The sequence below is a fragment of the uncultured Microbacterium sp. genome (assembly GCF_947632095.1).
GTDB lineage: Bacteria > Actinomycetota > Actinomycetes > Actinomycetales > Microbacteriaceae > Microbacterium.
Window position 1 is genome coordinate 230538 of the sequence record NZ_CANROA010000001.1, and the last position, 12309, is coordinate 242846.

The 12309-nt window shown below is 66.4% G+C and carries 13 protein-coding genes; 3 read left to right on the forward strand and 10 right to left on the reverse strand.

The annotated features are described in order from the left end of the window. Positions 1-5 precede the first annotated feature (5 nt). The 9 genes from Q0Z66_RS01155 to sufB form a co-directional block, all read right to left on the reverse strand. Positions 6-599 carry an energy-coupling factor transporter transmembrane protein EcfT gene (locus Q0Z66_RS01155; RefSeq protein WP_298036668.1) on the reverse strand — a complete coding sequence of 198 codons (594 nt, stop codon included), beginning with the start codon at positions 597-599 and terminating at the stop codon, positions 6-8. Then, positions 596-1198 carry an ABC transporter ATP-binding protein gene (locus Q0Z66_RS01160; RefSeq protein WP_298036672.1) on the reverse strand — a complete coding sequence of 201 codons (603 nt, stop codon included), beginning with the start codon at positions 1196-1198 and terminating at the stop codon, positions 596-598. Before Q0Z66_RS01160 ends, Q0Z66_RS01155 begins: the two co-directional genes overlap by 4 nt. Positions 1199-1266: 68 nt before the next feature. Continuing rightward, positions 1267-1851: a biotin transporter BioY gene (locus Q0Z66_RS01165; protein WP_298036675.1), complete on the reverse strand. Its 585-nt coding sequence runs from the start codon at positions 1849-1851 to the stop codon at positions 1267-1269. Between the two features lie 59 nt (positions 1852-1910). Next, positions 1911-3071 (reverse strand): aminotransferase class I/II-fold pyridoxal phosphate-dependent enzyme, encoded by a 1161-nt coding sequence (locus tag Q0Z66_RS01170; protein WP_298036679.1) that lies wholly within the window; start codon positions 3069-3071, stop codon positions 1911-1913. Position 3072: 1 nt separating this feature from the next. Continuing rightward, positions 3073-3402: a metal-sulfur cluster assembly factor gene (locus Q0Z66_RS01175; RefSeq protein ID WP_298036682.1), complete on the reverse strand. Its 330-nt coding sequence runs from the start codon at positions 3400-3402 to the stop codon at positions 3073-3075. 9 nt (positions 3403-3411) lie between these two features. Then, the gene (sufC, locus tag Q0Z66_RS01180) at positions 3412-4182 is read right to left on the reverse strand and encodes a Fe-S cluster assembly ATPase SufC (protein WP_298036685.1); all 771 of its coding nucleotides are present in this window, start codon (positions 4180-4182) and stop codon (positions 3412-3414) included. Position 4183: 1 nt separating this feature from the next. Next, positions 4184-4510 carry a non-heme iron oxygenase ferredoxin subunit gene (locus Q0Z66_RS01185; RefSeq protein WP_298036687.1) on the reverse strand — a complete coding sequence of 109 codons (327 nt, stop codon included), beginning with the start codon at positions 4508-4510 and terminating at the stop codon, positions 4184-4186. Further along, positions 4507-5712: a Fe-S cluster assembly protein SufD gene (gene sufD / locus Q0Z66_RS01190; protein WP_298036689.1), complete on the reverse strand. Its 1206-nt coding sequence runs from the start codon at positions 5710-5712 to the stop codon at positions 4507-4509. Before sufD ends, Q0Z66_RS01185 begins: the two co-directional genes overlap by 4 nt. Before the next feature lies 1 nt (position 5713). Next, positions 5714-7132 (reverse strand): Fe-S cluster assembly protein SufB, encoded by a 1419-nt coding sequence (gene sufB / locus Q0Z66_RS01195; protein ID WP_298036692.1) that lies wholly within the window; start codon positions 7130-7132, stop codon positions 5714-5716. Between the two features lie 231 nt (positions 7133-7363). Between sufB and Q0Z66_RS01200 the strand changes: the two genes are divergently transcribed. Together Q0Z66_RS01200 and Q0Z66_RS01205 are read left to right on the forward strand one after the other, a co-directional pair. Continuing rightward, entirely contained in the window at positions 7364-8485 is a 1122-nt protein-coding gene (locus tag Q0Z66_RS01200) for a COX15/CtaA family protein (protein ID WP_298036695.1), read from the forward strand. Positions 8486-8529: 44 nt separating this feature from the next. Further along, positions 8530-8922, forward strand: a complete 393-nt coding sequence (locus Q0Z66_RS01205) for a dinucleotide-utilizing enzyme (RefSeq protein WP_298036698.1) — start codon at positions 8530-8532, stop codon at positions 8920-8922. Positions 8923-8984: 62 nt separating this feature from the next. Here the strand turns inward: Q0Z66_RS01205 and Q0Z66_RS01210 are convergent, their stop codons facing one another. Beyond that, positions 8985-9890 carry a heme o synthase gene (locus tag Q0Z66_RS01210; RefSeq protein WP_298036726.1) on the reverse strand — a complete coding sequence of 302 codons (906 nt, stop codon included), beginning with the start codon at positions 9888-9890 and terminating at the stop codon, positions 8985-8987. Positions 9891-10110: 220 nt separating this feature from the next. Between Q0Z66_RS01210 and tkt the strand changes: the two genes are divergently transcribed. Continuing rightward, positions 10111-12207, forward strand: coding sequence for a transketolase (gene tkt, locus Q0Z66_RS01215; RefSeq protein ID WP_298036699.1), 2097 nt, complete (start codon positions 10111-10113; stop codon positions 12205-12207). The last annotated feature ends 102 nt before the right edge of the window (positions 12208-12309 follow it).

Consider the following 12309-nt stretch of genomic DNA (forward strand, 5'->3'; position numbering starts at 1 on the left):
ACTCCTCAAGCGAGACCGCGGGCCGTCAGAGCCTCGGCAACCTGGTCGCCGTGCCGCAGCGCCCGCACGAGCAGAGGGAGCACCATCCGCCAACCGAGACGGACTCCTCGAGCGCGCTCCGCATCTCGCATCTGGGCCCGGAACCCCGCGATGACGGGAACCATCGCGATCACCAGCAGAAGCGTCAGCGAAACCGCATCCGCGTTCACCCCGAACCGGCGAAGCGGTGCGAGCGCGACCCGAAGCACGTCGAGCATCTCCCCCATGGGGGTGGATGCTGTCACTGCAGCGGCTGCCAACAGGATCGACGCCATCCGCGCCACCGCGACGACCGCAGCCTCCGCCCCGGAGAAGACCCAGAGGAATGTCCCCAGCACGAGGATCAGCCAGCGCAACTGCCAGATGCTGCGCAGAACCTCTCGGAGCCCGAGTCCGGCGATCAGGTGGACGGCGATGACCGCGAGGAGGGCGCCGACGGCGGCCACGACCGTTCCCGCCCAGATCGAGATCACGAGACTCACGACGACCAGTGCGCACAGCTTCGCGGCGGCGGGCAGCCGATGAAGCATCCCGTTACCCGGTCGGTAGAGCGGGATCATCCGACGAGTTCTCGATACATCGTGACGATGTCGGCCGCAGGACCTGCGGCGTGCAGACGGCCGTTATCGAAGAGGAACGCCTGCTCGCAGCGCGCCGCAAGTTCGAGGTCGTGGGTGACGATGACCGTCGGGATGCTGAGTTCCTCGATCAGCAGGTCCGCGATCCGCCGCGCGTTGCGTCGATCGAGGAGAGTGGTCGGCTCATCCGCGATGAGCAGAGGGGGCTCTGAGACGAGGACGGATGCGAATGCCAGCAGTTGCTTCTGCCCGCCGGAGAGACTGTGCACGGAGGACTCCGCGTGCGCCCCCAAACCGTAAGCATCGAGGACTTCCCCAACCCGCGTCTCGACGTCCTGCTTCGACAGGCCCCGGCCGCGCAACGACAGCGCGACGTCCTCGGCGACGGTCGGCATGAGCAGTTGCGCATCGGGCGCGGAGAACAGGAAACCGGCTCCCTGAGAGGACGGCGCGCTTCCGAGCACGCGGACCTCCCCCGCACTGGGGCGCACGAGCCCGTTCAGCAGACGCGCGAAGGTCGACTTGCCCGATCCGTTCGCACCGATCACCGCGATACGCTGCGCGGTGACCGAAACCGTCACGTCCGAAAGGATGCGCTTCCCGTCGATGTCGACATCGACATCGGCGAGCCCCAGGGTTTCGCCGGCGTTCAGGACACCACCGCCTGCTGCGCGGGAGCGGGCACCGCTGCGAACGCGGCCGGGTACGCCCGGCGCAGCGCCAGAGCCAGCAGGGTCGCCAGCACGGCTTTGAGAAGATCGCCCGGGAGGAAGACCAGGCTCGACAGGGCCGTCGTCGCCAGATCGACGCCCGTGACGAAGGCCTGCACCGGGATGCCGAGGAGATAGATCGCCGGGATGCCGCCGATGAGCACCGCCAGCGCCACGCGCCACCAGCGCCACGCGCCGGCACGGATGAGCAGCCCGATCACGATGACTCCGGCGATCCACCCCAGCAGATAGCCGGCAGTCGGACCGACGAGAACACCGAGACCGCCGCGCCCGCCGGCGAGGACGGGAAGCCCGACCGCCGCGAGAACGATCACGATGAGAACGGCGAATGATCCGCGACGAGCACCGAGGACGGCTCCGGCGAGCATGACGCCGAGAGTCTGCGCTGTGACGGGCACACCGCCGACAAGCGGAACGGCGACCGTCCCGAGCACGATGATGAGCGCTGCGAAGACAGCGATGCGGGCAAGATCGTTTGCGTCGAGCCGTGTACGTGCAGCCATGGAGCCACCTCCTGAACAGTGTTCACCTGAACGGCGTTCAGTATAGCTGCCCGTGCGGGTCAGTTCGAGACCGGGCCCATGCGCGCGATGCGCTCCACGGCTTCTCGGAGAATCTCCGGACTCGTCCCGAAATTCAGTCGCACGTGACCAGCGCCCTCCGCTCCGAAAGCGGGCCCGAAATGCAGAGCGACGCGCGCCTCACGCAGAATGCGCTTGGAGGGGTTCTCGCCCCATCCGAGGGCAGAAAGGTCGATCCATGCCAGATATCCGGCATCCGGCATCCGATAGCACGCACCCGGAAGGTGCTCGGAAAGCAGCTCCCCGAGGAGCCGTCGATTCTCATCCAGTGTGAGGAGCAAACCATCCAGCCACTGGTCGCTCTCAGCGGCGAACGCCGCGACAGCGGCGAGCATCCCGAATTGACCGGTGCGCCACTCCACCTCGATCGGCAGGCTCCGTAGCACTGCCGTCGGCTCATCATCCGCGGTGACCATCAGCGCGCACTTGAGCCCCGCGAGATTGAACGCCTTGCTGGCGCTGACGATCGCATAACCGATCGAGCGCGCGGCATCCGAAACCGCGAGAAAAGGGGTGAAACCGGGCCCCGGTTGCGCGAGCGGCGCGTGGATCTCATCCGAGACCACAACCGCGCCGTGCCGCGCTGCAGCCTCCGCCAGGATCGCAAGGGATGCTGCAGAGTGCACCGTTCCCGTCGGGTTGTGCGGGTTGCACAGCAGAACGGCACGCGCCCCCGATGCGAGTGATGCCTCGATGGCCTCGTGATCGAGTTCCCAGCCATCGCCCGTATCGCGCAGGGAGATGCGCTCGACGACTGCGCCGGCCTCCTCCACGAGGTCGAAGAACGGCGGGTAGACGGGCGTCGTGACGACCACCCGATCACCGGGTCGCGTCACCCTTCGCAGGATCTCGACGATCCCCATGCTGACATCCGCCGTCGAACGCATCCGGGCAGGATCCGGCGACCACGCGTAACGCCGCTCGGCGAAGTCCGCGAATGCGGCCGCGAGCGGCGTACGGGAGGCGACATAACCGGTATCGCTTGTGCGGACCGCCCGCTCGAGCGCCCGGGTGATGGCCGGAGCGAGCGGGAAGTCCGTCTCTGCGACGAACAGGGGCAGGACGTCGTCCGGGTATTCGCGCCACTTCTCGCTGGTGCGCTGGCGCAATTGATCCAGCGGAAGCGCGCGAACCCGTTCCATGTCAGATCGCGAAGCCGAGGGCGCGCATCTGGTCGCGACCGTCGTCCGTGATCCGTTCTGGACCCCACGGCGGCATCCACACCCAGTTGATGCGGAATCGGTCGACGACCTTGTCCAGAGACTGCGCCGTCTGCTCCTCGAGCACATCGGTGAGTGGGCAGCCCGCGCTGGTCAAGGTCATGTGGATGACGAGAGCGTCGTTCTCGTCATCCCACGCCAGGTCGTAGATGAGGCCGAGGTCGACGACATTGATCCCCAGTTCGGGGTCCATGACGTCCTTCAAGGCCTCGGTGACCTCGTCGTACTTCTCCGGAGAAAGAGTCGCGGTCATGCGCTCAGCCTACGCCTCGATCGGCGACGAGGGGTCGAGGAAGCGGTCGTAGCCCTCTTCCTCGAGACGGTCGGCCAGCTCGGGGCCGCCCTCTTCGACGATCTTGCCCTTGACGACCACGTGCACGAAGTCCGGCCGGATGTAGCGGAGGATGCGCGTGTAGTGCGTGATGAGCAGCACACCGAGGCCGGTGGCCTCCTTGGCGCGGTTGACGCCCTCGGAGACGATCTTCAGCGCGTCGACATCGAGACCGGAGTCGGTCTCGTCGAGGACCGCGAACTTCGGCTTGAGAACCTCGAGCTGCAGGATCTCGTGGCGCTTCTTCTCGCCGCCGGAGAAGCCCTCGTTGACGTTGCGCTGCGCGAACTTCGGGTCCATGCGCAGGTTCGTCATGGCTTCTTTGACGTCCTTGGTCCAGCCACGGATCGCCGGCGCTTCACCGTCGAGCGCGGTCTTCGCCGTACGCAGGAAGTTGGTCACGGTCACACCGGGGATCTCGACCGGGTACTGCATCGCGAGGAACAGACCGGCGCGGGCGCGCTCGTCGACGCTCATCTCGAGGACGTCCTCGCCGTCGAAGGTGATCGAGCCGCTCGTGACGGTGTACTTCGGGTGGCCGGCGATCGTGTAGGCGAGAGTGGACTTGCCCGAGCCGTTGGGGCCCATGATCGCGTGGGTCTCACCGGTCTTCATGGTGAGGTTGATGCCGTTGAGGATGGGGGTGGCCCCAGCCTCGGTCTCGACCGTCACGTGCAGGTCGCGGATCTCAAGAACAGACATTTCAGACTTCCTTCGTCACAGTCGGATCGATGAGCACGTCGTCGCCGTCGATCGTGACGACGTAGACCGGGACGGGCTCATAAGCGGGGAGATTCTGGGGAACGCCGGTGCGCAACGAGAACGCGGAGCCGTGGGCCCAACATTCCAGCGTGTCGCCTTCGACGAATCCTTCGGAGAGGGAGATGGATCCGTGGGTGCAGGTGTCGCCGATGGCGTGAACCTCACCGTCGCCATCGAGGACGACGGCCATGGGGACGCCGTCGATCTCGACGCGCAGCGCCGTGTCCTGCTCGAGCTCGCTGAGGCCGCAGGCGCGCTGAGCACTCACGCGCCCACCGCCGCGAGCTCGGACTCGATGACGGCGAGCAGCTCCTCCTCGAGGGCCGGGATGCCGAGACGGTTCACGATGTCGGTGAGGAAGCCCAGCACGACGAGACGACGGGCCTCGATCTCAGGGATGCCTCGGGCCTGCAGGTAGAACAGCTGCTCGTCATCGAAGCGTCCGGTGGCACTGGCATGGCCTGCGCCCTGGATGTCGCCGGTCTCGATCTCGAGGTTCGGGATCGAGTCGGCGTGCGCTCCCTCGGTGAGGATCAGGTTGCGGTTCGCCTCGTAGGAGTCGGTGCCCGTGGCATCCGGTCCGATGAGGACGTCGCCGATCCAGACGCTGCGCGCACCCTGACCCTGGAGCGCCCCCTTGTACAGGACGTCGCCCGTGGTGTGCGCACCCTTGTGGTGCATGTACACCTGGCTCTCGAGGTGCTGACCCGCATCGGAGTAGGACAGGCCGTAGAGCTTGCCCTCGGAGCCGGTTCCCGACAGCTCGACGTTCGGATTCACGCGGACGATGCCGCCGCCGAAGCTCAACACGAAGTGGTTGAGCGTCGCGTCCTTGTCGACGCGCGCCTGATGCGCCGACGCGTGGATCGCGTCGTCGTTCCAGCGCTGCACCGTGATCACGGTGAGGCGAGAGCCCGGACGCGCGATGATCTCGACGTTCTGCGCGTACTGCGCGCTGCCGCTGTGGCGCAGGAGCACCGTCGCGGAGCTGTTCTCGAGCGCCTCGATGACGATGTGATCGTCGGAGCGCTTCCCGGCGCCCTGACCCGTGAAACCGACCATGATCGGCTCGGCGACCTCTTCATCACGTGGGATGCGCACATGCATGCCCTCGTCGGAGCCCTGCCAGGCCACCGCCGAGACGATGTCTTCGGGGATGAAGAACTCGCCGCGCGGGGCGGAGACCGCCGCGAGCGGGCTGGACACGTACTCGGCACCGGCGAGGACCTCGCGGACGATGCCGGCATCGCCGGACGCCTCGGAGAACAGTGCCGTGAGCTGCGCGACCGGGGTGTGCTTCCAGTTGACCTCGCGACCGGTGGGAGCACCGAAGTCTTCGGGGTCGAAGGAGCGCGGACGCTCGGAGCGGGTCTGCACCGGAACGAAACCGGCGTCGGAGACCTGCGCTGCGGGGTCGATGTGCGCGTTCGTCTGCTGCGCCGTGCTCGGCGCGGGGGTGAAGGCCGTCATATCAGCCGACCGATCCTTCCATGCCCATCTCGATGAGCTTGTTCAACTCCATCGCGTACTCCATCGGCAGCTCGCGGGCGATCGGCTCGATGAAGCCACGCACGATCATCGCCATGGCCTCGGTCTCTTCGAGGCCGCGCGACATCAGGTAGAAGAGCTGCTCCTCGCTGACCTTCGAAACCGTGGCCTCATGGCCGAGCTGCACGTCATCGACACGGATGTCGATCGCCGGGTAGGTGTCGGAACGCGACTCGGTGTCGATGAGCAGAGCGTCGCAGACCACGGAGTTCGCGGAGTGGTGGGCTGCGGGATCGACCCGAACCTCACCGCGGTACGCCGAGCGCCCGCCACCGCGTGCGATCGACTTCGAGACGATCGACGACTGCGTGTACGGCGCCATGTGAATCATCTTCGCGCCGGCGTCCTGGTGCTGACCGGGGCCCGCGAAGGCGACCGAGAGCGTTTCGCCCTTGGCGTGCTCGCCCATCAGGTAGATCGCCGGGTACTTCATCGTGACCTTCGAGCCGATGTTCCCATCGACCCATTCCATGGTCGCGCCCTCGTGGGCGACGGCACGCTTGGTGACGAGGTTGTAGACGTTGTTCGACCAGTTCTGGATCGTGGTGTAGCGAACGCGCGCGTTCTTCTTCACGATGATCTCGACGACGGCCGAGTGCAGCGAGTCCGACTTGTAGATCGGAGCCGTGCAGCCCTCGATGTAGTGGACGTAGCTGTCCTCATCGGCGATGATCAGGGTCCGCTCGAACTGGCCCATGTTCTCGGTGTTGATGCGGAAGTATGCCTGAAGCGGGATCTCGACGTGAACGCCCTTGGGGACGTACACGAACGATCCGCCCGACCAGACCGCCGTGTTGAGGGCTGCGAACTTGTTGTCGCCGGGAGGGATCACCGTGCCGAAGTACTCTTCGAAGAACTCGGGGTGCTCGCGCAGAGCCGTGTCGGTGTCCATGAAGATGACGCCCTGGGCCTCGAGGTCCTCACGGATCTGGTGGTAGACGACCTCGGACTCGTACTGCGCTGCGACACCGGCGACGAGACGCTGGCGCTCGGCCTCGGGGATGCCCAGACGCTCGTAGGTCTCGCGGATGTCCTCGGGGAGGTCTTCCCACGACTGCGCCTGCTTCTCGGTCGAGCGGACGAAGTATTTGATGTTGTCGAAGTCGATGCCGCTGAGGTCTGCGCCCCACGTCGGCATCGGCTTGCGCCCGAACAGCTGGTATCCCTTGAGTCGGGTCTTCAGCATCCACTCGGGTTCGCTCTTCAGCACCGAGATATCACGCACGACAGCCTCGGACAGTCCACGACGCGCGCTGGCTCCTGCCGCGTCAGCATCGTGCCAACCGAACTCGTACACCCCCAGACCTTCGAGCTCTGGGCGGTCGATCAACACATCCGACATCACACTCTCCTTGTTGGGCCTCAACGGTGTCATCCGCCCCGGCACGCCGGAGCCCCAAAGGTTGCGAGGGTCGGGTGCCGCTGGTGGGCCTCATCACGGACGCATTCTTCGCGCCTAAACTGTCAGTGATGCCTCTTGCGCTTTCGCGCCCCGCATCACAACAATTCGATTCTACAGGTTCCCCCTGGTGAACGGGCCGTGCCCGCGCGCCGGGCGTGGGCCGGAGGAAACATGTCCGAGACCAGTTCCGCCACCGCGATCCCGACAGGAAGCAGCGCGCCGATCCTCCCCCGCCTTCTGCGGGTGCTCGCGTGGCTGTCGTTCATCGCCGAGGTCATCATCATCGGCACAGGTGGCGCGGTCCGCCTCACGGCATCGGGCCTGGGCTGCACGGAATGGCCGCTGTGCACACCGGATTCGCTCGTGCCGACGGCGGAGCAGGGCATCCACGGCATCATCGAGTTCGGAAACCGCACGATGACCGGCGTCGTCGGCATCCTCGCGATCGCCGTGCTTCTGCTGACCCTCTTCTCGATCGCCGGCAAGCGAGCCGTCGTGCACGCGCTCTGGTCCGCCCTCTGGTCCGTCATTGCCGGGGTCCTCTGCCTCGGGCTGGCGCTGCTGGGCGGCTGGATCTACACGATGATCACCGGCGAGCCCGGGATCGCCGCGTTCCCCTTCTTCTCCCTCGGGCTGCTGGTCATGGTGATCGTCGGAGCCGTGCGGTCCTGGCGCTCGTTCGGCGAGCGGCGCGACCTCAGCGTGCTCGCCTGGCTGGTGCTCATCGGCGTCATCGCCCAGGCCTTCGTCGGCGGCATCACGGTGCTGACCGGCTTGAACCCCTTCATCGTCGGCTTCCACTACGTGGTCTCGTTGCTGCTGGTGTGCATCACGGCGGTCTACCTCGTGCGGATGCGCACGCATGACGGCCCGCGTGTCCGCGCCGTCCCGAAATGGTTCGCCGTCCTGACACACATCACCGGCCTCGCACTCGCCGCGACGATCTTCTTCGGTGTGCTGACAACGGCATCCGGGCCGCACTCGGGCGACGAGAATGTGATCCGCGACGGCTTCGATGCGACGGTCCTCGCCCACGTGCACGCCTGGCCCGGCTACATCCTCGCCGTCCTGGTCCTCATCCTCACCATCGCCGCGTGGATTCTGCGTCTGGATCCCCGCACCTGGCTCGTGATTCTGGTGGCGGCGATCCTCGTCCAGATCGGCGTGGGCGTCTGGCAGGCGCGCGAGGGGCTCCCCGAGATCCTCGTCGGCATCCACATGGTCCTCGCCTCTCTCTCGGCCGCGGCATACACGGTCGTGGTGCTTCGCCTGAAGCGCTCAGCCGACGCATAACCGGCGCATACCTCGCGCATGGAGACCGCGCGCAGGCTGAACGGATGAGAAACACCTCCCTCCTGCGCAGTCTCCCCTTCCTCCTCCTCGTCGTGCTGTCCCTGGCATCCGTCATCGTCGGCGGTTGGCTGTCGACCGACCAGATCTCGACCATGACCACCGCCCTGCTGGAGGGCACGGCGACCGGCGTGGAGGTCTACGCCGGGCAGAGCTGGGTCGTCATCGGAGGCGCCCTCGTCGCCGCCGGATTGATCGGCCTGTTCCTCGCGTTCGCGCTGGGCGCGGCAAAGGCGCTGCTCCCCCGTCGCGCGATCGACACTCTCGACCCGTTCGAGAGGGACGACGCCGATAACAATGCGGATGACGTCATCTCGCCGGCAGCCGCTGCTGAACGTGCGGCCGCGATCGAGAACACTCCCGCATCTCCTGCACGCTGATCGTGCAGAGATGAGAACGGGCCGTTCCTCTCATGAGGAGCGGCCCGTTCTTCTTCAGAGGATCAGAACGGCAACAGCGGGTCGGCTGCGACCGCGAGGAAGATCAGCGTCAGGTAGACGATCGAGGCGTGGAACACGCGCATCGGGCGCGGGTTCTCGCCGCGCACGGCCTGACTGTAAAGACGGTGCGACTCGTAGACGAACCAACCGCCGAACACGACGGCCGAGACCGAGTAGACGAGGCCCATATCGGCGACCGGGATGAGCAGCAACGAGCAGGCGAGCGTCGCCCACGCGTAGAGGATGACCTGCAGGCCCACCTGCGGCGCGTTGCGCGTGACACCGAGCATCGGCACATCAGCGCCCGAGTAGTCGTCGCGGTACTTCATCGACAGCGGCCAGTAGTGCGCCGGTGTCCACAGGAAGATGAGCACGAAGAGGATGATCGCCGGCCAGGCGATCGCGTTGGTGACGGCGGACCAGCCGATGAGGACCGGGAAGCAGCCTGCGATTCCGCCCCAGATGATGTTCTGCTCGGTGCGGCGCTTGAGGATCATCGTGTAGATGACGACGTAGAAGAAGATCGCCGAGACCGACAGCGCGGCGGTCAGCAGGTTGGTCGTCGCCAGCAGCCAGACGGTCGAGAAGACCGCGAGAACCCAGGAGAAGATGAGGGCGGCACGCGGGGACACCTCGCCCGTAACAATCGGCCTGTTCACGGTGCGCTTCATATGAGCGTCCATGTCGCGATCGAGATACATGTTGAAGGATGCGGCCGACCCCGCGCTCGTCGCCCCGCCGATGACGGTCGCGATGATGAGGAACGGATGCGGGATGCCGCCGTGAGCGAGGAACATCACCGGCACGGTCGAGACCAGGAGCAGCTCGAGCACTCGCGGCTTCGTCAGCGCAACGTAGGCCTTGATCACAGACCCGATCGGACGCCTTGCCGTCGTCGCCTCAGACATGGTCGAGATATCGATCGCCTCCTCAGCGCACAGTACAGACAACCCTTCCATTCTACTCCACGCGAAACGCCCGACTCACGGCGTAAGAGTCGTTTCCCGCTCCCCCGTCCAGCGCTATGCTGAAACCCACTCGCGCGCCCGGCGCTGTGCACCTGTCCGTGACGATGCGGAGGCGCCAGATATTCGGGCGCCCTCGAAAGTTGTTGGAAAGGGCACGACCGTGACGGAACTGCAGTGGGATGAGATCGACCGACGTGCGGTGGATACCGCCCGAATCCTCGCGGCCGATGCCGTTGAGAAGGTGGGGAACGGTCACCCCGGTACGGCCATGAGCCTGGCTCCGGCCGCGTATCTCCTCTATCAGCACGTCATGCGCCACGACCCTGCCGACACCGACTGGCTCGGCCGCGACCGCTTCATCCTCTCGGTTGGCCACTCCTCGCTCACCCAGTACGTGCAGCTCTACCTGGGCGGCTTCGGGCTCGAGCTCGAAGACCTCGAGTCGCTGCGCACCTGGGGCTCGCTGACTCCCGGCCACCCGGAGTACGGCCACACCAAGGGCGTCGAGATCACCACCGGTCCGCTCGGCCAGGGTCTCGCCTCCGCCGTCGGCTTCGCGTATGCGGCACGCTACGAGCGCGGACTCTTCGATCCCGAGGCGGACGCGGGCACGAGCCCGTTCGACCACTTCGTCTACGTCATCGCCGGTGACGGCGACCTGCAGGAGGGTGTGACCAGCGAGGCGTCCTCGCTCGCCGGTCACCAGCAGCTCGGCAACCTCATCGCGATCTACGACTCGAACCAGATCTCCATCGAGGACGACACGAACGTCGCCTTCACGGAGGACGTCGCAGCGCGCTACGAGTCCTACGGCTGGCAGGTCATCACGGTCGATTGGAAGAAGTGCGGCGAGTACGTCGAGGATGTCGTCGAGCTGAACGCAGCCATCGAGGCTGCGAAGGCCGAGAGCGGCAAGCCCTCGCTCATCATCCTCAAGACCATCATCGGCTGGCCCTCGCCCGGCAAGCAGAACACCGGCAAGATCCACGGCTCCGCGCTCGGGGCCGATGAACTCGCCGCGACGAAGAGTGTTCTCGGCTTCGACCCGGAGAAGAGCTTCGTCGTCGCCGACGACGTCATCGCGCACACGCGCGGTCTCGCTGACCGGGCCGCTGTGACCCGTGCCGCCTGGCAGACATCGTTCGACGCATGGGCCGCTCAGAATCCCGAGCGCAAGGCGCTGCTCGACCGCCTCGAGTCGGGCGAGCTGCCCGAGGGCGTCGAAGGCGCACTCCCCGTCTTCGAAGCCGGCAAGGAAGTCTCGACCCGTGCCGCATCAGGCCAGGTCATCAACGCCCTCGCCGCTGAGCTGCCCGAGCTGTGGGGCGGATCGTCCGACCTCGCCGAATCGAACCTCACCACCATCAAGAGCGCGAAGTCGTTCATCCCGGCCGAGTGGTCGACGAACGAGTGGTCGGGATCTCCCTACGGCCGCGTGCTGCACTTCGGCATCCGTGAGCACGCCATGGGTGCGATCGTCAACGGAATCGTCCTGCACGGCAAGACGCGTGCCTTCGGCGGAACCTTCCTGATCTTCAGCGACTACATGCGTCCGGCCGTGCGCCTCGCGGCGCTCATGAACGTGCCCAGCATCTTCGTGTGGACCCACGACTCCGTGGCCCTCGGAGAAGACGGCCCGACTCACCAGCCGATCGAGCAGCTCGCGACGCTCCGCGCCATTCCGAACTTCGCCGTCGTGCGTCCCGCGGATGCCAACGAGACGTCGGTCACGTGGCTGGAGATGCTCCGCCGCCAGGAGGGCCCCTCGGGCATCGCGCTGACCCGTCAGAACATCCCCGTGTTCGAGCGTGGCGAGGGCGAGGCATCCGGCGATGTCTTCGCCGCGGCATCCGGCGCCGCCAAGGGCGCATATGTCCTCGCCGAGGCCCCCAACGGCACCCCCGACGTGATCCTCATCGCCACCGGCTCCGAGGTTCAGCTCGCCGTCTCCGCCCGTGAGACGCTGGCGGCAGAGGGCATCAACGCCCGCGTCGTCTCCGCTCCCTCGCTGGAGTGGTTCGACGAGCAGAGCGAGGAGTACCGCGAGTCCGTGCTCCCGACATCCGTCACCGCCCGCGTCTCGGTCGAAGCGGGCTCCGCCCTCACCTGGCGCGGCATCGTGGGAGACAAGGGCCGCTCCGTCGCGATCGACCACTTCGGCGCATCCGCCGATTACAAGACCCTGTTCCAGAAGTTCGGCATCACTGCCGAGGCCGTCGTCGAGGCGGCCCGCGCAACCGTCAAGGAGAACGCATGAGCACCCCCACCGCAGACCTCGCCGCCGCCGGCGTCAGCATCTGGCTCGACGACCTCTCGCGCACCCGCATCAACTCGGGCAACATCGCCGAGCTGATCCAGT